The sequence below is a fragment of the Pedococcus sp. P2_E2 genome, assembly GCF_056403955.1.
This window is the reverse complement of sequence record NZ_JBFUEM010000001.1, coordinates 138,521-157,985: the sequence shown is the minus strand read 5'-3', so window position 1 is coordinate 157,985 and position 19,465 is coordinate 138,521. Positions and strand designations below refer to the sequence as shown.

Annotated in this window: 21 protein-coding genes; 3 read left to right on the top strand and 18 right to left on the bottom strand. The window is 69.4% G+C overall.

Going from position 1 to position 19,465, the window contains the following annotated elements; genetic code table 11:
* Positions 1-177 precede the first annotated feature (177 nt).
* The 3 genes from AC1DWR_RS00715 to murA form a co-directional block, all read right to left on the bottom strand.
* Positions 178-2,190, bottom strand: coding sequence for a protein meaA (locus AC1DWR_RS00715; protein ID WP_477623802.1), 2,013 nt, complete (start codon positions 2,188-2,190; stop codon positions 178-180).
* Between the two features lie 153 nt (positions 2,191-2,343).
* On the bottom strand, positions 2,344-2,709 hold the full coding sequence (locus tag AC1DWR_RS00710; protein WP_477615572.1) for an STAS domain-containing protein: 366 nt from the start codon (positions 2,707-2,709) through the stop codon (positions 2,344-2,346).
* 102 nt (positions 2,710-2,811) lie between these two features.
* Complete coding sequence (gene murA / locus AC1DWR_RS00705; protein ID WP_477623296.1) at positions 2,812-4,095, bottom strand: UDP-N-acetylglucosamine 1-carboxyvinyltransferase; 1,284 nt, start codon at positions 4,093-4,095, stop codon at positions 2,812-2,814.
* A gap of 81 nt (positions 4,096-4,176) precedes the next feature.
* Here murA and AC1DWR_RS00700 point away from each other — a divergent pair, with 81 nt between their 5' ends.
* Positions 4,177-4,809, top strand: coding sequence for a cob(I)yrinic acid a,c-diamide adenosyltransferase (locus AC1DWR_RS00700; protein WP_477623295.1), 633 nt, complete (start codon positions 4,177-4,179; stop codon positions 4,807-4,809).
* Between the two features lie 45 nt (positions 4,810-4,854).
* Here the strand turns inward: AC1DWR_RS00700 and AC1DWR_RS00695 are convergent, their stop codons facing one another.
* The 12 genes from AC1DWR_RS00695 to AC1DWR_RS00640 form a co-directional block, all read right to left on the bottom strand.
* Complete coding sequence (locus AC1DWR_RS00695) at positions 4,855-5,283, bottom strand: DUF2550 family protein (RefSeq protein WP_477615575.1); 429 nt, start codon at positions 5,281-5,283, stop codon at positions 4,855-4,857.
* Between the two features lie 40 nt (positions 5,284-5,323).
* Entirely contained in the window at positions 5,324-5,593 is a 270-nt protein-coding gene (locus tag AC1DWR_RS00690) for a F0F1 ATP synthase subunit epsilon (protein ID WP_477615576.1), read from the bottom strand.
* Between the two features lie 161 nt (positions 5,594-5,754).
* Positions 5,755-7,212: a F0F1 ATP synthase subunit beta gene (atpD, locus tag AC1DWR_RS00685; protein WP_477623294.1), complete on the bottom strand. Its 1,458-nt coding sequence runs from the start codon at positions 7,210-7,212 to the stop codon at positions 5,755-5,757.
* An 18-nt stretch (positions 7,213-7,230) separates the two neighbouring features.
* A complete protein-coding gene (locus tag AC1DWR_RS00680) occupies positions 7,231-8,130 on the bottom strand; it encodes a F0F1 ATP synthase subunit gamma (RefSeq protein WP_477615578.1) in 900 nt (299 codons plus the stop codon).
* A gap of 131 nt (positions 8,131-8,261) precedes the next feature.
* A complete protein-coding gene (gene atpA / locus AC1DWR_RS00675) occupies positions 8,262-9,899 on the bottom strand; it encodes a F0F1 ATP synthase subunit alpha (RefSeq protein ID WP_477615579.1) in 1,638 nt (545 codons plus the stop codon).
* A gap of 121 nt (positions 9,900-10,020) precedes the next feature.
* Positions 10,021-10,833: a F0F1 ATP synthase subunit delta gene (locus AC1DWR_RS00670; RefSeq protein WP_477623293.1), complete on the bottom strand. Its 813-nt coding sequence runs from the start codon at positions 10,831-10,833 to the stop codon at positions 10,021-10,023.
* Complete coding sequence (locus AC1DWR_RS00665) at positions 10,833-11,408, bottom strand: F0F1 ATP synthase subunit B (RefSeq protein WP_477615615.1); 576 nt, start codon at positions 11,406-11,408, stop codon at positions 10,833-10,835. Before AC1DWR_RS00665 ends, AC1DWR_RS00670 begins: the two co-directional genes overlap by 1 nt.
* A gap of 69 nt (positions 11,409-11,477) precedes the next feature.
* Positions 11,478-11,684, bottom strand: a complete 207-nt coding sequence (atpE, locus tag AC1DWR_RS00660; protein WP_056883533.1) for an ATP synthase F0 subunit C — start codon at positions 11,682-11,684, stop codon at positions 11,478-11,480.
* A 117-nt stretch (positions 11,685-11,801) separates the two neighbouring features.
* Positions 11,802-12,614 (bottom strand): F0F1 ATP synthase subunit A, encoded by an 813-nt coding sequence (gene atpB / locus AC1DWR_RS00655; RefSeq protein WP_477615581.1) that lies wholly within the window; start codon positions 12,612-12,614, stop codon positions 11,802-11,804.
* A gap of 103 nt (positions 12,615-12,717) precedes the next feature.
* On the bottom strand, positions 12,718-12,975 hold the full coding sequence (locus AC1DWR_RS00650) for an AtpZ/AtpI family protein (RefSeq protein ID WP_477615582.1): 258 nt from the start codon (positions 12,973-12,975) through the stop codon (positions 12,718-12,720).
* A 15-nt stretch (positions 12,976-12,990) separates the two neighbouring features.
* On the bottom strand, positions 12,991-13,443 hold the full coding sequence (locus AC1DWR_RS00645; RefSeq protein ID WP_477623292.1) for a hypothetical protein: 453 nt from the start codon (positions 13,441-13,443) through the stop codon (positions 12,991-12,993).
* Between the two features lie 245 nt (positions 13,444-13,688).
* Positions 13,689-14,222 carry a hypothetical protein gene (locus AC1DWR_RS00640; RefSeq protein ID WP_477623291.1) on the bottom strand — a complete coding sequence of 178 codons (534 nt, stop codon included), beginning with the start codon at positions 14,220-14,222 and terminating at the stop codon, positions 13,689-13,691.
* Between the two features lie 164 nt (positions 14,223-14,386).
* Here AC1DWR_RS00640 and AC1DWR_RS00635 point away from each other — a divergent pair, with 164 nt between their 5' ends.
* Positions 14,387-15,010: a GNAT family N-acetyltransferase gene (locus tag AC1DWR_RS00635; protein ID WP_477623290.1), complete on the top strand. Its 624-nt coding sequence runs from the start codon at positions 14,387-14,389 to the stop codon at positions 15,008-15,010.
* On the opposite strand, the gene AC1DWR_RS00630 is transcribed toward AC1DWR_RS00635, so the two are convergent.
* From AC1DWR_RS00630 to AC1DWR_RS00620, 3 genes are read right to left on the bottom strand one after another with little or no spacing between them, the layout of a single operon-like run.
* Complete coding sequence (locus AC1DWR_RS00630; RefSeq protein ID WP_477623289.1) at positions 15,011-16,138, bottom strand: MraY family glycosyltransferase; 1,128 nt, start codon at positions 16,136-16,138, stop codon at positions 15,011-15,013. It abuts the gene before it with no gap.
* 36 nt (positions 16,139-16,174) lie between these two features.
* Positions 16,175-17,455: a serine hydroxymethyltransferase gene (locus AC1DWR_RS00625; protein ID WP_477623288.1), complete on the bottom strand. Its 1,281-nt coding sequence runs from the start codon at positions 17,453-17,455 to the stop codon at positions 16,175-16,177.
* Complete coding sequence (locus AC1DWR_RS00620; RefSeq protein WP_477623287.1) at positions 17,445-18,248, bottom strand: L-threonylcarbamoyladenylate synthase; 804 nt, start codon at positions 18,246-18,248, stop codon at positions 17,445-17,447. Before AC1DWR_RS00620 ends, AC1DWR_RS00625 begins: the two co-directional genes overlap by 11 nt.
* A gap of 82 nt (positions 18,249-18,330) precedes the next feature.
* Here AC1DWR_RS00620 and AC1DWR_RS00615 point away from each other — a divergent pair, with 82 nt between their 5' ends.
* A complete protein-coding gene (locus AC1DWR_RS00615; RefSeq protein ID WP_477623286.1) occupies positions 18,331-19,437 on the top strand; it encodes a class I SAM-dependent methyltransferase in 1,107 nt (368 codons plus the stop codon).
* The last annotated feature ends 28 nt before the right edge of the window (positions 19,438-19,465 follow it).

The window sequence follows — 19,465 nt, the reverse complement described above, 5'->3', positions numbered from 1 at the left end:
CGACACGTGGTCTCCTTCTGCGCGCGGCCACGACCATTCGCCCCGGGGATCGCCCGTCACGTGTGAAGGACACGCGCCCCCACTGGTTCACCACGCCGTCGCTGAAATTAGGCCATTGCGGCGCGAGCCGGACGCGAATCGCCACAACGCGCACAAAACTTTTTGCGTGTCGGTCCCTCAGCCGGTCGCGGCGGCCGTCTCCAGCCCGCGTGCGGACCTGATGATCGTCACGAACTGGCCCATGATGTCGTTGAGTCCGAAGTCCTTCGGAGTGAAGACCGCGGCCACGCCGAGGGCGCGCAACGCGCGGGCGTCGGTGTCGGGGATGATCCCTCCGACGATCACGGGCACGTCGCCGGCACCTGCCGCTCGCAGGCCGGCGAGGATCTCGGGCACCAGCTCCATGTGCGAGCCCGACAGGATCGAGATCCCGACCAGGTGCACGTCCTCGGCGACCGCGGCTGCGACGATCTGCTCCGGCGTCAGCCGGATCCCCTGGTAGACGACCTCGAAACCGGCATCGCGCGCCCTGACGGCGACCTGTTCGGCGCCATTGCTGTGACCGTCGAGCCCCGGCTTCGCGACGAGGACACGCAGCTTCTCCCCCAGCTCCTCACCGGTTCGGCTGACCTCCTCCCGAACCGCCTTCAGCTCGTCACTGCCGCCGCTGGAGACACCGACCGAACCCGAGACCCCCGTCGGGGCGCGGAACTCGCCGAACTCCTCTCGCAGCGCCTGGGCCCACTCACCGGTGGTCACCCCGGCACGCGCGGCCTCGAGCGACGCCGGCATGAGGTTCGCTCCACTGCGGGCGTCGGCGCCGAGGGCAGCGAGGGCCGCGGCCGCGCGCTCCCGGCCACGCGGCTCGGCGTCACGCCGTTCGCGCCACTCCCGGACAGCCGCTGCCGCCTTGGCCTCCACGTCGTGGTCGACGGTCTGGATGGCCGCGTCCAGGTCCGCCGTGAGCGGGTTGGGCTCGGTGATCTGGAACCGGTTCACGCCCACGACCACGTCCTCGCCGGCCTCGATCCGCTGACGACGCAGCGAGTGCGAGGCCACGAGGGCCGACTTCATGTAACCGCTCTCGACGGCCGGAACAGCCCCGCCCAGCTCCTGCACCCGGGCGATCTCAGCCTTGGCGCCGGCGACGAGCTCGGCCACCTTGCCCTCCACGACGAGGGACCCGGTGAACAGGTCGTCGTACTCGAGCAGGTCGGACTCGAAGGCCAGCACCTGCTGCATCCGCAGCGACCACTGCTGGTCCCACGGTCGCGGCAGGCCCAGCGCCTCGTTCCAGGCCGGGAGCTGCACCGCCCGGGCGCGGGCGTCCTTCGACAGCGTGACGGCGAGCATCTCCAACACGATCCGCTGCACGTTGTTCTCGGGCTGGGCCTCGGTCAGGCCGAGGGAGTTGACCTGGACGCCGTAGCGGAAACGGCGTTGCCTGGCGTCCGTGACGCCGTAGCGCTCGCGGGTCAGCTCGTCCCACAGCTCGACGAAGGCCCGCATCTTGCACATCTCCTCGACGAACCGCACGCCGGCGTTGACGAAGAAGGAGATCCTGGCGACGACCTCGCCGAACCGCTCCGGCGGCACCTGGCCGGAGTCGCGCACCGCGTCGAGCACGGCGATGGCGGTGCACATCGAGTACGCGATCTCCTGTACCGGAGTCGCGCCCGCCTCCTGGAGGTGGTAGCTGCAGATGTTGGTCGGGTTCCACTTGGGGATGTCGGAGACGGTGTAGGCGACCATGTCGGTGATCAGGCGCAGCGAGGGGCCCGGCGCGAAGACGTAGGTCCCGCGGGACAGGTACTCCTTGATGATGTCGTTCTGCGTCGTGCCGGCGAGGGCGCGGACGGCCGCAAGCGGGTCGGCGCCGGTCGCCTCGGCCTGCTCCTCCGCCACGACCTGGTACATCGCGAGCAGCCACATCGCCGTGGCGTTGATCGTCATGGACGTGTTCATCTGGTCCAGGGGGATCTGGTCGAACAGCGCGCGCATGTCACCGATGTGCGAGATCGGGACACCCACCTTGCCGACCTCGCCGCGCGCCAGAGGGTGGTCAGGGTCGTAACCGGTCTGGGTCGGCAGGTCGAAGGCGACCGACAGGCCGGTCTGGCCCTTGGCGAGGTTGCGACGGTAGAGCTCGTTGCTGGCAGCGGCACTCGAGTGGCCGGCATACGTGCGCATCACCCAGGGGCGGTCACGCTCCGGACGGGACGGTGCTGACGCATCGGTCACGGACGCCGGGCTGACGGGCGACGCTGAGGGGGAGGTCGGGACGTCACTGTGCTCAGCCATAGGGCCGAAGGTACCGGCGGCGGTGTGCGCCGAGGGAGCCGTTCAGGCGGTGACGGCCACCACAGTGGCGGCGGGGACGGCCTCGCGGAGCACCAGCGCACGGTCCAGGCGTGATGCACGCAACAGCCGACCGGTGCGCTCCGTCATGTCGACGACGGCCAGCCGGCGACCCGCACGGCGGGCTCGGTTGTAGGCCTCGACGAGGACTCCCAGCCCGGTGGCGTCGCCGATCTCGGCGCCCGCGAGCCTCATGTGGACGTCCCCGCAACCCGTGTCGATGATCTCGTGCAGGAGTAGTCGTACGTCGGGGACGGAGTGCACGTCGATCCGGCCGATGATCGCGACCTCCTGGCCGGTGTGCATGGCACGAACCTGGACCGGAAGAGCCCCGGTAGCGCTGATCGACATGCGAACCCCCTTGTCCGTGAACATTCACCCACAAGGACGCCTGGTTGGGGGGCTTCGGTTGCCGCGACCCAGATCAAGATCTGGTAAAGGTGCTGAGACGGCTCAGACGAAGGGGTCGTCATCCGGCTCACGCGTGACGTCCGCCCCCAGCCCCTGCATGCTCTCGGCGAACCCGGCATAGCCGCGGTCGATGTGCTGGGCACCGCTCACCGTCGTGATCCCGTCGGCCACGAGCCCCGCGATCACCAGGGCCGCCCCGGCCCTGATGTCACTGGCCTCGACCGGCGCTCCCGACAGCGTCTCCACACCGTGGACCATCACGTGGTGGCCGTCGATGCGGGTCTCGGCACCGAGCCGGTTGAGCTCCTGGACGGTGCGGAACCGAGCCTCGAAGAGGTTCTCGGTGATCATCGCCGACCCCTCGGCCACCGCGTTGCACGCCAGGGCGAACGGCTGGAGGTCGGTGGGAAAGCCGGGATAGGGCAGCGTGGCCACGTCGAAGGCCTGCGGTCGACGGCCTCCGGAGTCCACCCGGAACCCACGGTCCGTCGTCGTCACGGTGGCGCCGCTCGCCCTGACCAGTTCCAGCGCACTGAGGAGGTGCTCCGGCCGGGCTCCCACCACCTCGACGTCGCCGCGCGTGGCGGCCGCCGCGAACGCCCAGGTGCCGGCCGCGATCCGGTCGGGGACGACGGCGTGCTCGGTGGGTCGCAGCGACCGGACACCCTCGATGTCGATCACCGACGAGCCGGCCCCGCTGATCCGGGCGCCCATCGCGATGAGCATCTCCGCGATGTCGACGATCTCGGGCTCGCGGGCGGCGTTCTCCAGGCGGGTCGTCCCCCGCGCCAGGACCGCGGCGGTCAGGACGTTCTCGGTGGCGCCGACGCTCGGGAAGTCGAGGCGGATCTCGGCCCCGTCGAGCCCCCCGGGCGCCTCCGCGACGAGGAAGCCGTGGGTGACGTGGACCCTGGCCCCCAACGCCTCGAGTCCTGCGGCGTGCAGGTCCAGGCCACGCGACCCGATGGCGTCACCACCGGGGATCGCGACGTCGGCCGCACCGGTGCGCGCGACCAGCGGGCCCAGCACGGCGGTCGAGGCTCGCAGGGCGCGGACCAGGTCGTAGTCGGCGCGGTGCCCGATCTGGTCCGGCACCTCGATCTCCACGACACCGGCGACGGCGTCGTAGTCGACGGTGCAGCCGAGTCGGCGCAGGAGCTCGGCCATGATCGTCACGTCGAGGATGGCCGGGACGTTGGTCAGCCGGGTGCGACCCACCGCGAGCAGCGCTGCCGCCATGAGCTTGAGGGCGCTGTTCTTGGCGCCCCAGACGGCCACCTCGCCGCGCAGCCTGGTGCCGCCGACGACCCGGAAACGTTCTGCCACCCGCCCACCCTATGCGAGTGCACAGGCACGGGTATGCCGGGTGGTGACGTCCTCGACGCCGCCGTCTGAGAGGCTGCAGCCATGGTCAACCTCACGCGCATCTACACCCGCACGGGCGACGACGGCCAGACCCACCTCGGTGACATGAGCAGGACGAGCAAGACCGACGTGCGGCTGCTCGCGTACGCCGACGTCAACGAGGCCAACGCCGCCATCGGGGTCGCCCTCGCCGCGGGCGAGCTGCCCGACGACATCAGGGCGACCCTGCTGCGGGTCCAGAACGACCTGTTCGACGTCGGCGCCGACCTGTGCACGCCGCTCCAGGAGTCGTACGAGTACCCACCGTTGCGCGTCGAGGCCGCTTGGATCGACGAGCTCGAAACCGACTGCGACCACTACCTCGAACGGGTGGAGAAGCTCCGCTCGTTCATCCTGCCCGGCGGCACCGTGGGATCGGCTCACCTGCACGTCGCCACCACGGTGGTCCGCCGCGCGGAGCGGCAGGCCTGGGCAGCCATCGCGGCCTACGGCGACCAGCCCGGCTCTGGAACCAAGGGCGAGGGTGGCGTGAACGTCCTGACCGCGAAGTACCTCAACCGGCTGTCCGACCTGCTGTTCGTGCTCGCCCGCGTTGCCAACCTCCCCATCGGGGGTGACGTCCTCTGGCAGCCCGGCGGCGGCCGTGCCGAGGGTCCTGGGAAACGGAAGGCCTAGCGCGCACCGACCGCGCCGGCCCCCTGGCGACCAGAGCGCCTGCCCTCAGGCGACGTTGACGTTGAAGCCGGGAGGCGAGCTCTCCAGCCAGCTGCGCATGGCCGTGTAGGCAGAAGGCGCCAGGGCGAGGGAGAAGGTGTCGGTGCCGTAGTGGCAGTCCACGGTCACGGCCTCGGGGAGCCCGGCGATCGTGGTCTCCGGCAGCGTTGGCGGCCCGAGCTCGAGACGGGTCCGGTCCCACGTCCTGGCCGACCGCGGCGACGGGCCGATCAGGGTGTACCACTCGAGGCTGGAGCCCGAGAACCGCAGCAGCCCCAGGCGGTACTGAGACCGACCGTGGGGCTGGAGCGCGCAGAGCATGAGCGGCGCACCGGAGGCGAGCAGCCGGCGCCGCACGAAGATGTACGTGAGCGCGAGGACCGCAAGCAGGATGAGCGCGCCGGCGACGATCTCCGCGGAGATGACGGGCGACATGCTCTCTCCTTCCGAGTGTCCCGGCTGAGTGTCCCGGCGGCTAGGCCTTGAAGGCCGAGGCGTCTACGGCCTCGGCGATGATGATCACCTTGTCGCGGTCGACCGACAGGAACCCGCCGTCGATGGTGGCGGACTGCGAACCCTCGCCGGACTTGATCCGGACCTCACCCTCGACCAGGACGCCGAGCAGCGGGGTGTGGCCGGGCAGGATGCCCAGCTCGCCGTCGACCGTGCGGGCCACGACCATGTCGGCGTCGCCTTCCCAGACCTTGCGGTCCGCTGCGACGAGTTCAACCTGCAGGGTGCTCACGATGTCCTCCGGTGGTACGGCACGAGTGGTGCGTGTGAAGTCTATCGGCCCGCGGTGGGTGCCCCGCCGACCAGTGGTATGCCGTGGGGCCGACCCAGTGCGGCCGGCCCCAGTGGCATTCCAGTTACGTCTCGTTGTCCTCAGGGACGGCGTCCGCCGACCTAGAGGCTCTTCTCGATCTCGGCAGCCTGGCGCTCGACGTCGTCGAGGCCACCACACATGAAGAACGCCTGCTCCGGCACGTGGTCGTACTCGCCGTCGGCGATCTTGGTGAACGCCTCGATCGTGTCGGCCAGCGGCACGGTCGAACCCTCGATGCCGGTGAACTGCTTGGCGACGTAGGTGTTCTGACCGAGGAAGCGCTGGATGCGACGGGCACGGTTGACGAGGATCTTGTCCTCTTCGGAGAGCTCGTCGATCCCGAGGATCGCGATGATGTCCTGGAGCTCCTTGTTGCGCTGCAGGATCTGCTTGACCCGCACCGCGGTGGAGTAGTGGTCCTCCGCGATGTAGCGGCGGTCCAGGATCCGCGAGGTGGAGCTGAGCGGGTCCACGGCCGGGTAGATGCCGAGCGAGGCGATCTCGCGGGACAGCTCGGTCGTCGCGTCGAGGTGGGCGAAGGTCGTCGCCGGGGCCGGGTCGGTGTAGTCGTCGGCCGGCACGTAGATCGCCTGCATCGAGGTGATCGAGTGACCACGCGTCGAGGTGATCCGCTCCTGGAGCGTGCCCATCTCGTCGGCCAGGGTCGGCTGGTAGCCCACGGCGGACGGCATCCGGCCGAGGAGGGTGGAGACCTCGGAACCGGCCTGCGTGAAGCGGAAGATGTTGTCGATGAAGAGCAGCACGTCCTGGTTCTGCACGTCGCGGAAGTACTCCGCCATCGTCAGCGCGGAGAGCGCGACACGAAGGCGGGTGCCCGGCGGCTCGTCCATCTGGCCGAAGACGAGGGCGGTCTGGCCGAGGACGCCGGCCTCCTCCATCTCGACCATGAGGTCGTTGCCCTCACGGGTGCGCTCGCCGACACCGGCGAACACCGACACACCACCGTGGTCGCGGGCGACACGGGCGATCATCTCCTGGATGAGCACCGTCTTGCCCACGCCGGCGCCGCCGAACAGGCCGATCTTGCCACCCTGCACGTAGGGGGTCAGCAGGTCGATGATCTTGATGCCGGTCTCGAACATCTCGGTCTTGGACTCGAGCTGGTCGAAGGCAGGGGCCTTGCGGTGGATGCCCCAGCGCTCCTTGACCTCGAAGGTCTCACCCTCGGCGAGGTTCATGACGTCACCGGTCGTGTTGAAGACCTTGCCGAGCGTCACGTCGCCCACGGGGACCGTGATGGGGCCGCCGGTGTCCTGCACCTGCGTGCCGCGGACGAGGCCGTCGGTCGGCTGGAGCGAGATGGCGCGGACCATGTTGTCGCCGATGTGCTGGGCGACCTCGAGGTTGAGGTTGTTCTTCTCACCCGAGAGCTCGACCGTGGTGGTCAGCAGGTTGTACTGCTCGGGCATCGCGTCGGCGGGGAACTCGACGTCGACGACCGGGCCGATGATGCGGGAGATGCGGCCKATGCCACCGGGGGTGGCGGCCTTGGTCTCTTCAGTGACAGTGGCAGTCATTGGTTTCTCTCTACCTTCTCAACTGGCGTCGGCGAGGGCGTCGGAGCCGCCCACGATCTCGCTGATCTCTTGGGTGATCTCGGCCTGGCGAGCCTGGTTGGCCAGCCGGGTGTACTTCTTGATGAGCTCTTCGGCGTTGTCCGTGGCCGACTTCATGGCCCGCTGGCGCGAGGCCAGCTCGGACGCGGCAGCCTGCAGGAGGCAGTTGTAGATGCGCGCACCCACGTACTTGGGCAGCAGCGCGTCCAACACCTGCTCTGCACTCGGCTCGAACTCGTAGAGGGGCAGGACGTCGTCCTCGGCGGGGGCCTCTTCACCCTCGACCACCTCGAGCGGCAGCATGCGGATGACGTCGGGCTCCTGCGTCACCATGTTGACGAAGCGCGTGAAGACGATGTGGACCTCGTCCACCCCGCCCTCGGCGAAGTCCTGGTTGAACGCGGCGACGAGCGCGTCGCCGATCTCCCGCGCCACCTCGAAGGTCGGCTGGTCGGTGAACCCGGTCCACTCGTCCGCGAACTCACGCTTGCGGAACTTGTAGAACCCCACCGCCTTGCGGCCGACGAGGTAGGGGACGACCTCCTTGCCGGCGCCCCGCAGGTCGCCGATCAGGCGCTCGCTCTCCTTGAGCACCGAGGAGCTGTATGCGCCGGCCAGACCGCGGTCGGACGTCACCACGAGGACCGCCGCACGGCGGACGTCCTCGTGCTCGGTGGTCAGCGGGTGGTCGACGTTGGAGAAGGTCGCGACGGCCGAGACCGCTCGGGTCAGGGCGCGCGCATAGGGCGAGGACTCCCGCACCCGCTGCTGCGCCTTCACCACGCGGGAGGCTGCGATGAGCTCCATGGCGCGCGTGATCTTCTTGGTCGCCTGGACGGACCGGATGCGCTGGCGGTAGACCCGCATCTGCGCTCCCATATGTTGCCGCCTCTCTCAGTTTCGTGTCGTCGTGTGCTGCACGTCTTGGTCCTGCACTGTCGGGTATGCCGCGTGGGCGGCACGGTCGCTGCGGTGCCGGGTGCGCACGAGGTGCGCACCCGGCATACCGGTCAGCGCTTCTGCTTGACGATCTTCTCCTGCTCGACGTCGTGCTCGAGCGCACCCGGGTCGGCCTCGTGGCCCACGGGGGTGTTCTCGGCGCCGGACGCCTGGAACTGCTCCTTGAACTTGGTCACGGCCTCTTCGAGTCCGGCGCGGGTCTCGTCCTCGAACTTCTTGGACTCGCGGATCGCACTCAGCAGACCGGACTTCTCGCGGCGCAGGTAGTCCAGGAACTCGCTCTCGAAGCGGGACACGTCCTCGACGGCGACGGAGTCGATCTGACCCGCGGTGCCGGCCCAGATGGACACGACCTGCTCCTCGACCGGGAACGGCGCGGCCTGGCGCTGCTTGAGGAGCTCGACGAGGCGGGCACCCTTCGCGAGCTGGGCGCGGGAGGCCGGGTCGAGGTCCGAGGCGAACATCGCGAAGGCCTCCATCGCGCGGAACTGCGCGAGGTCGAGCTTCAGACGACCGGAGACGTCCTTCATGGCCTTGATCTGCGCGGCGCCACCGACTCGGGAGACGGAGACACCCACGTCGATCGCGGGACGCACGTTGGCGTTGAACAGGTCGGCCTGGAGGTAGATCTGGCCGTCGGTGATGGAGATGACGTTGGTCGGGATGTACGCCGAGACGTCGCCGGCCTTGGTCTCGATGATCGGCAGACCGGTCATCGAGCCCGCGCCCAGGTCGTCGGAGAGCTTGGCGCAACGCTCGAGCAGGCGGGAGTGCAGGTAGAACACGTCACCCGGGTAGGCCTCGCGGCCCGGCGGGCGGCGCAGCAGCAGCGACACGGCGCGGTAGGCCTCGGCCTGCTTGGACAGGTCGTCGAACACGATGAGGACGTGCTTGCCCTGGTACATCCAGTGCTGGCCGATAGCCGAACCCGTGTAGGGCGCGAGGTACTTGAAGCCCGCCGAGTCGGACGCGGGGGCCGCGACGATCGTGGTGTACTCCAGCGCGCCGGCCTCCTCCAGGGTGCCGCGGACGGCAGCGATGGTGGAGCCCTTCTGGCCCATGGCGACGTAGATGCAGCGGACCTGCTGCTCCGGGTCTCCGGAGTCCCAGTTCTGCTTCTGGTTGATGATCGTGTCGACCGCGACCGTGGTCTTGCCGGTCTGGCGGTCACCGATGATGAGCTGGCGCTGGCCGCGACCGATGGGGGTCATGGCGTCGACGGCCTTGAGGCCGGTCTGCAGCGGCTGGTGCACCGACTTGCGCTGGACCACGGTGGGCGCCTGGAGCTCGAGGGCGCGACGCTCGGTCGTCTCGATCGCGCCGAGGCCGTCGATCGGCTGGCCGAGGGGGTTGACCACGCGACCGAGGAACGCGTCGCCGACCGGGACCGACAGGACCTCTCCGGTGCGCTTGACCTCCTGGCCCTCCTCGATCTTGGAGAAGTCACCGAGGATGACCACACCGATCTCGTGGACGTCGAGGTTGAGCGCGAGGCCCAGCGTGCCGTCCTCGAACTCGAGCAGCTCGTTGGTCATGCACGACGGCAGGCCCTCGACGTGCGCGATGCCGTCACCGGCGTCGCTGACCCGGCCGACCTCTTCGCGCGAGGCCGTCCCGGGCTCGTAGGACTGAACGAAGTTGTCCAGCGCGTCCCGGATCTCCTCCGGACGGATCGAAAGCTCCGTCATGTGATCTCTTCTCCTCGATTGCTGGCCCGGTGGGTCGGGCCAAAGTCTGTGGTGTGGTCCAGCTTCTTCAGTTGTGGTGCGGTATGCCGCGTTCTTGGTGTCGTGGCGCTGGGGCGGTGGGTCAGCCGGCGATGTGCCGGCGGGCCTCGTCCAGGCGCCGCAGCACGGTGCCGTCGACGACCTCGTCACCGACCTGGACCCGGATGCCGCCGAGGACCTGCTCCTCGATGACGACCTGGAGCAGGACCGGCTTGCCGTAGATGGTCTGCAACGCTGCGGACAACCGGTCGCGCTGCTGCTCGGTGAGGTCGGTCGCAGCCGTCACGACCGCGGTGATCTGCTCACGACGCCTGGCCGCGAGACCGAGGTAGTGCTCGAGCGTGCGGTCCAGCTTGCGACCACGCGGATGCAGCACGGCCTGGCGAGCCAGGTGCACCGTCTCCTCGCTGGCCTTGCCGTCGAGCAGCTGGCTCACCACGCCGGCCTTGGCGTCGACGTCGCCCTGGCGGTTGGTGAGGCGGTCGCGGAGCTCGGGGCTGCCCGCCACGATGCGCTCGAAGCGGAACAGCTCGTCCTCGACCCGGTCGATCCGGCCGGCCTTCTCGGCGCCCGCGAGGATCGACGTGACGGCAAGCTCCTCGAGGGTGTCGGACAGGTCACGCTCGGTGGACCAGCGCTGCCCGACGAGGTTCTTGACCACGACGATCGCCTCGGCAGAGACCTTGCCTTCGAGCAGGCGCTCGGCGAGGGTCTGCTTCTCGACGCCCTCGCGGGACGGGTCGGCGAGGGCGCGGCGAAGGGTGGCCGACCCGTCGATGACGCCGACGACCGCGAGCAGCTCGTCACCGAGCGCGCGACGGTCTGCCCCACCGGCGAGCGCGGCGTCGAGCGCCTTGCTCCCGGCGATGGCGGCCGCACGCGACGATCCACGCATCAGGCGTCCTCCCCGACCTTCTCGGGCTGGATCTCCCCGGCCTCGAGCTCGGCCAGGAACCGGTCGACGATGCCCTTCTGGCGGGTCTCCTCGTGCAGCGACTCACCCACGATGCGGCTGGCCAGGTCGGTCGACAGGCGACCCACCTCGGCACGCAGCGAGACGACCGCCTGCTGGCGCTCGGCCTCGATCTGCTTGTGGGCCGCCTCGGTGATGCGCGCCGCCTCGGTCTGCGCGTGACCGCGCATCTCCACGACGATGGCCGCACCCTGCTCGCGAGCCTCCTCGCGGATCCGCGCAGCCTCGGCACGAGCCTCGGTCAGCTGGGCCTGGTACTGCTCCAGTGCCGCCTGGGCCTGCTGCTGGGCCTCCTCGGCCTGCTGCATCCCGCCCTCGATCGCGGCGGTGCGCTCGGCGTACGCCTTCTCGAGGTTGGGCACGACCTTGGTGGCCACGACCCAGTACAGGATCGCGAAGGCGATGACGCCGAAGATCAGCTCACCCCAGAGGGGCAGGATCGGCAGGCGTTCGCCGGTCTTGTCCTCGGCGGCGGCCGCGACAACCACCTGCGTGATGCCGGTGAAGTGCTGCACGGGTTCTCCTAGTGCTGTGGTGCCAGGGGGCGTTGGGCTGGGTGGTTCGGCTTACTTGAAGACGAACGCGAGAACCAGACCGAAGATGGCCAGCGCCTCGGCGAGGGCGAAGCCGAGGATGGCGATGCCCTGGAGGACGCCGCGCGCCTCGGGCTGGCGGGCGACACCGTTGATGTAGGCGGCGAAGATCAAGCCGATGCCCACACCGGGGCCGATCGCAGACAGGCCGTAGCCGAGGATGGCGATGTTGCCAGTCATGTCAGAGGTCCTCTTTCGGTTATCAGATCCGTCGGCACCTCGCCGAGCGGGAGTTCGTGTGGCGTATTCAGTTGTGGGTCTGGCGGTCCTGCACCGAGCCTCGAGGCCCGGACGATCTCAGTGCTCGTCGGCGAGGGAGCCGGCGATGTAGGTGGCTGCGAGCAGCGTGAAGATGTAGGCCTGCAGGAACTCGATCAGTCCCTCGAAGGCGGTCAGCACGAAGGCCATGCCGAAGGAGCCGACGCCCGCGACCTTGAGCCCGAGCCCGCCGTGGATCAGCATGTACTCGCCACCGGTGATGAACAGCAGCAGCAGCATGTGGCCGGCGAACATGTTGCCGAAGAGTCGCAGCGCGAGCGTCAGCGGGCGGGTCACGAAGTAGGTCAGCAGCTCGAGCGGGATGATCAGCACGTAGATGCCCTTGGGCAGTCCCGGCGGGATCATGTGCTTGACGTGTCCCCATGCGCCGTTCTTCTTGATGCCCACAGCGTGGTAGATCACGAAGACCAGCAGGGTGAGCGCGATCGGGAAGCCGATGCGGCTCATCGTGGGGTACTGGATCGGCGGGATGATGCCGAAGAGGTTGTTGACCAGGATCAGCATGAACATGCTGAACAGCAACGGGACGAACTTGAGGAAGTCGTGGCTGCCGATGATGTCGCGGGCCACGCCGTTGCGCACGAAGTTGTAGGCGTTCTCGGTGACCCACTGGCCCTTGCCCGGAACGACCGCTGCACGCTTGGTCGTCGCCACGAGGAACCACGCGATCAGGCCCACGGAGATGGCCAGGACCACCATCGGGCGGGTGATCGCGAAGTCGCCGTGCCCGATCAGGGGCTGGTAGAACTCGGCCGGCGTGGGGGCGTGGAAGCCCTCGCCCTCACCGCCCTCGGCAGCCAGGCTGATGGTGCCCAGCACGTTCAGACTCACAGGTTCTCCTTGAGCTTTGCGTTCGAAACAGTCCACGGGCCAACGAAGGCAGCGTTCTCGCGCCCGGGCCCGGCATACACAGGGGGGAGCTGACCTGCGGAAGTCATTGCGTACCGTACCGGAACCACACGAGGTACAGCGACAGGGCCATCCCACCCACGATCCCTACGGCAACCAGCCACGTCGTGCCCAGCCAGCGGTCCAGTCCCCACCCTGCCGCGCCGAACATCGCCGGCCCGGTGATGAGGTAGGACACGACGTTCCACATCCGTGCTTCGTCGAGTCGCTGATGACCCGAGTCTGCCTGCTGCAGCGGTGTCTGCCGGGACTCCGGCGACGGCTGCGAGGACGGTGTGGTCACGGTGAGCTCCCATGGTCATGTGGCCGAGCCCCCATCCTGCCCGGTTTCCTGCGGTGCGTCGAAAGCAAGCCTGCGGGAACGGACGAAGGCGATCACCTGGAACACCTGCCACACCAGCGCGACGGCGAGGACGGCGACACCGAAGGCGGTGCCGTCCAGCCAGGACGCGTCCTGCAGGGCGATGATGACGAGCAGCAGGAAGATCATCTGGCCCATGAAGACGGCCAGGGCGCTGGCGAGGAAGCGCAGGGGGTCTGACGCCCCACCCAGCCGGCGCATGACCAGCAGGCCGAGCGCGAAGAAGACCATGGCGATGGCGAAGCCGAGGGCAGCGCCCAGGGCCGCCTTGCCACCGCCCACGACGGCCGCCACGACGACGGCGACCGGTCCTACGGCCAACGTCGGCAGGAAGGCCCCACGCAGCATCACCGCGAACGGGTCGCGGTCGGTCTGCGGAGCTGCGCTCATCGGTCTGGCCTGCCTGATTCGTCGGGGCTGCGGTGCCTGGCGAACGGGGTGGTCTGCACCCTCCTTGGGGTGCTTGTGAAAGGTATCACAAGCACCCCAAGGCCCGCCACGGCAGGGTCCCCGTCCGTCGTCGAGCCGGCTCGGAGCCCCGTCACACGACGCAGCCCACCCCGCTTAGGGCGGGGTGGGCAGCGTGGACGCGGACGGCGGACGGCTGGCCGCCGCAGGCCACCACAGGCGTCGTGTCAGACGGCCCTGCGGACGCCCAGCAGCCGGCGCACGGTGCCGAAGACACCGAGGGCGGCGAACGCGAGGAACATGACCAGGTCGGTGCCGTAGGACTTCAACACCTCGCCGTAGAACAGGTTCGCGCTGACGAACTCGACCACCGAGGGGTAGCCCGCCGCCTGGCCCTCGGGCGTGTTGTAGGCCTCGACCAGGTCGGCCGCGACGATGGCGAAGAAGGACGCCGCGACGCCCCCGACGATGACCGCCAGCAACGGAAGCCAGCCCTTGCGGGGAGCGGCCCCGGCCCCCCTGACGTAGAGCCACCCCGCCACGCCGGCGATGAGGAAGCTCGTGATGGAGGCGATGAAGCCCAGCTTCCAGATGAGCACGGATGCGGCCATGCCCAGCGGAATCGCCGCCAGCGAGAACAGGATTCCGCGCGGCACGATCTCGACTGGCTCTTGCGTGAAGCCACTGGCCGGGAACGACGAGTACTCCGCATGGGCCGTGGCCTCGGGTGGGACGGGTTGGTTGTGGTCGGACAGGCTCATGGACTCCCCCTGGAGTGCGGCACGGCGGTGTGCTCGGGCGGGCGGGTGGTGCGGGCGGGTGGTGCGGGCGCCGAGGCTCTTCAGTTCGGCGGTTGCACCGTAGGGCCACAGAGGGAGGGCCCGCGCGGATATCGGCAAAATTCGGGCACCGATAGCCTGCCGACATGTCAGCCACTCCCCCGACCGGTGACGCCCTCCTGGGCCGGTTCGTCCGCCTCGACGTGATGGCGCCCGGCGACGCGGAAGGCCTGCACGCGGTCTACACCGACCCGGCCGTCTACGACCAGGGCTTCATCATGCGACCGCCCCCGGCCGACCTCGCCGCCACCCGCGCGGACACCGCCGGGAACATCGCGGCACACGCTGCCGGCCGCACGGCATACACGGTCCGGCTCACCGGCGAGGGTGGGCTCGGCGAGGCCGGCACGATCGTGGGCACCTCGTCGCTCGGCGACGTCGACCTCGAGAACGAGCGGGCGCACCTCGGCTGGACCATGTACGCCTCCCGCTGGTGGGGCACCCAGGTCAACCCCGAGTGCAAACTGTTGCTCCTCGGGCACGCCTTCGACTGCGGGTTCGGTCGGGTCAAGATCCAGACCGACGCGGTCAACCTGCGCTCGCAGGCGGCCATCGCCAAGCTCGGTGCCACCCGTGAGGGCATCCTGCGACGGCACACCAAGCGCGCTGACGGCAGCTTCCGCGACACGGTGGTCTTCAGCGTGCTGGCGCAGGAGTGGCCGTCCGTGCGGGCCGGCCTCGAACGACGACTGGGTATGCCGGGCGGCTAGCTAGCTGGCGGCGTCAGTCAGCTTCGGGCGGTGTCCCGGGACGGACCACCGGGGCAGCCAGATGGTCAGCACCCCGGTGACGACGACGGCGGCCAGCACTCCCCCGCCGGCGACCCTGGCGTCGTCGATGAAGATGAAGCTCACCGACCCGAGCGCGGCGACCGCCGCCCACAGCCACAGGAGGAACACCGCGCGGCGGTGACCGTGACCGAGCTGGAGCATGCGGTGGTGCAGGTGCTGCTTGTCCGGGTGCCACGGTCGCTCACCGCGCCGGGTCCGGCGGACCACGGCCAGCAGGATGTCGACCAGAGGCAGCAGGATGATGGCCGCAGGGACCACCAGCGGCAACAGGGTCGCCGCGACAGGGTTCGTGCTCACCTGCGCGGGCGTGACGTTCCCCGTGGTGGAGATCGTCGCGGCGGCGAGCAGCAACCCGAGCAGCAGGGCGCCGGAGTCGCCCATGAAGAGCCGGGCCGGGTGGTAGTTGTGCGGGAGGAACCCGACGCAGCAGCCGATCAGCGCCGCCGAGATGAGGGTCGCCGACGAGAAGACGTTGGGCGGGTCGTAGCTGCGCGAGATGCCGTAGCTGTAGATGAAGAACGCCGCACCCGCGATGACGACGACGCCGGCGGCCAGCCCGTCGAGGCCGTCGATGAAGTTGACGGCGTTCGTGAACAGCACGACGGCAAAGACCGTCAGCCCCACCATGATCGGCTGCGGGAGCACGGTCACGCCGCCGATCGGCAGCTGGTAGAGCAGCACCCCGCTGAAGGCCATGATCCCCGCGGCGATCATCTGGCCGCCCATCTTGGTCAACCAGTCCATCTCACGGATGTCGTCGATCGCGCCGATCACGCACACGATGCCGGCGCCCACGAGCACCCCGCGGAGCTCTGGCCCCAGCCGGAAGACCTGGCCGAGGAACGGCAGGTGGCTCGCCGCGACCATCGAGGCGGCGAACCCCAGGTAGATCGCCACTCCCCCGAGCCGCGGGATCGGGGTCGAGTGGACATCCCGGTCACGCACCGGCGTGAAGGCGCCCGTCCGCACCGCAACAGCGCGCATCAGCGGCGTCGCGGCATACGTGATCACCGCGGCGACCATCAGGACGAGGAGGTACTCGCGCACCTAGGCGTGTCTCCCAGAGCTCGGGTGGGTCGGGACTCAGCCTCGAGGGTAGGCCGGGAACCTGGTGACGAGGTCCGTGACACTGGCGCGGACCTCCTTGGAGACGGCGTGGTCGGGGTCGGCGTCACCCTCCGTGACGGCCTTGGCGATGAGTTCGGCGATCTCGCGCATCTCGTCGGTGCCCATGCCCTGGGTGGTCACGCACGGCGTGCCGACGCGGATGCCGCTGGCGATGTTGGGCTTCTGCGGGTCGAACGGGATGGCGTTCTTGTTGAGGACGATGCCCGCGGCGTCGGCCCGCGCCTCGGCGTCGGCGCCGGTGACGCCCACACCCTGGAGGTCGTGCAGGCTCAGGTGGGTGTCCGTGCCGCCGGTCGTCGGACGGATCCCCCGCTCACCCAGCGAGGTCGCGAGGACAGAGGCGTTCTCGATGACCTGCTTGGCGTAGGCCTGGTACTCAGGAGTCGCGCACTCCTTGAAGTTGACCGCCTTGGCCGCGATCGTGTGCATCTGGGGGCCGCCCTGCATCATCGGGAAGACGGCCTTGTCGAGCTTGGCCGCGTGCTCCTCCTTGCAGACGAGAGCGCCCGAGCGTGGTCCGCGCAGCACCTTGTGGGTCGTGAAGCTGACGACGTCGGCGTAGGGCACGGGGCTGGGGATCGCCTTGCCTGCGACGAGGCCGATGAAGTGGGCGGCGTCGACCCAGAAGATCGCGCCGATCTCGTCGGCCAGCTTGCGGAAGAACTCGAAGTCGATGAGCCGTGGGATCGCCGACCCGCCGGCGAGGATGACCTTGGGTCGGTGCTCCTTGGCGAGGCGCTCGACCTCGGCGTAGTCGATGTTCTCGGTCTGCTTGTCGACGCCGTAGTGCACGGCATTGAACCACTTGCCGGAGAACGACACCTTGGTGCCGTGCGTGAGGTGGCCGCCCATCGGCAGGGCCATCGCGAGGATGGTCTCGCCGGGCTGCATGAACGCGCCGTAGACCGCCTGGTTGGCGCTGGCGCCGGAGTGCGCCTGGACGTTGGCGTGGTCGGCGTCGAACAGGGCCTTGCACCGCTCGATCGCGAGGATCTCGGCCTTGTCGACCTCGGAGCAGCCGCCGTAGTAGCGGCGACCCGGGTAGCCCTCGGCGTACTTGTTGGACAGCGTGGAGCCCAGTGCCGTGAGCACCTGGGGGCTCGACATGTTCTCCGACGCGATCAGCTGGAGACCTCCGCGGATGCGGTCGAGCTCGGAGACGAGCACCCCCGCGATCTCGGGATCGAACGACTCGAGGGCACCGAAGTCGGAACCGTAGAAGGTGTCAGCGCTCATGGGTGTCTCCTGGCAGGGGGCTGTCGACGGTGGGATCCGCAGGCAACTCTATTGCCTCGTCGTGCGCGACCTCGGGGGTGCCCGACGCGTCGTCCTCCGAGGCGTCCTCGGTCTCGTCCTCGGTGTCGGTGTCGCCCTCGGTGTCGGTCTCGGTCGTGTCCTCGGTCTCGAGCACGGCCCTGATCTGCTCGACGGTGATGGCTCCCGCCCTGAGCAGGACGAACTCCTCGCCGGTGCAGTCCAGGATCGTCGACACCTCGGTGCTCGTGGTCGGCCCGCCGTCGAGGTAGACGGTCACGGCAGCACCGAGCTGGGAGGCCGCCGCCGTGACTGTCGTGGCCGCCGGCTGGCCGGTGAGGTTGGCGCTGGTCACCGCCATCGGCCCCACCTCGCTCAGCACTGCGAGCGCGATGTCGTCCTGGGGCATCCGCAGCGCGACGGTGCCGTTGGTCTCGCCCAGGTCCCACATCAGCGAGGACTGGGCCTTGAAGACCAGGGTGAGTGGCCCTGGCCAGAACTCGCGGATCAGGTCGCGCGCCCAGGCCGGCACGTCGGTCGCCAGCCCGTCGACGGTGCGCACGCTGGGCACCAGCACCGGCGGAGGCATCTCGCGACCGCGCCCCTTCGCAGCGAGCAGGGACGCCACCGCCTCGGCCGAGAACGCGTCGGCACCGACGCCGTAGACCGTGTCGGTGGGCAGGACGACGATCTCCCCGGCGCGGACCGCCTCGACCGCCTTGGCGACGCCCTCGACACGGCCTTCTTCGGTGCTGCAGTCATAGACCGGACTCATGCTCGCCAGCCTAGGACCCGTCGCAGGTCAGTACGTCAGGTGGCCGAGGGCAGGGCCCCACGAGCGGCGGCACCATGTCGGGATGAGCAACACCACCTTGCCCCCCACGACGCCCCCGCCGACGACTCCGACCACCGACGAGCTCGCTGAACGGATCTTCGGGGCCCTGCTCGGCACCGCCGACATCATGTCCATCTACCTCGGGGACCGGCTCGGCTGGTACCGCACCCTGGCCGCTGACGGACCGGCCACCGCACCGGACCTCGCCGAGCGCACCGGCACCCACCCACGGTACGCGCGCGAGTGGCTGGAGCAGCAGGCCGTGACGGGCCTGCTGGCCCTCGACCGCCCCGACGACGACCCTGACGCCCGCGTCTACTCGATCCCGGCGGCCGCCCAGGAGGTGCTGACGGACGAGAGCAGCCTGAGCTACCTGGCGCCACTGGCGCGCATGTTCGCGGCCGTGGGTCCGCAGCTCGGCGGGTTGCTCGACGCCTACCGTCACGGCGGTGGGGTGAGCTGGGACCAGCTCGGGACCGATGCCCGTGAGTCCCAGGCCGACGCCAACCGGCCGTGGTACGAGCTGCGGCTCGCTGACGCCCTGGCCGCGGTCCCGTCCGTGCACGATCCCCTGTCGGCTCCCGGGGCAACGATCGCCGATGTCGGCTGCGGGGCCGGCTGGTCCAGCATCGCGCTGGCCAAGGCCTATCCCGGCGCCACGGTCCACGGATACGACATCGACGCCCCTTCGGTGGCGATGGCCACCGCCAACGCCACGGAGCAGGGCGTGGCCGACCGGGTCACATTCACGGTCGGTGACGCCGCGGGCATGCCGGTGGGGCAGTTCACCGCGGCGTTCGCCTTCGAGTGCGTCCACGACATGCCCCGCCCGGTGGAGGTGCTGGCAGCCGCACGGGCCTCGCTGGCGCCGAACGGCTTCATGGTGGTGATGGACGAGGCGGTCGCCGAGGAGTTCGCGCCGGACGGCGACGAGCTCGAGCGCGTCATGTACGGCTACAGCCTGCTGATCTGCCTCCCGGACGGCATGTCCGGCCACGACAGCGTCGGCACCGGCACGGTGATGCGTCCCTCGACCCTTCGTCGCTATGCCGAGCAGGCCGGCTTCAGCTCCCTCGAGGTGCTGCCGGTCGAGGACTTCGGGTTCTGGCGGTTCTACCTGTTGCGCTGACGGCCGTCGGGTCGGGCGAGGCTGTCGT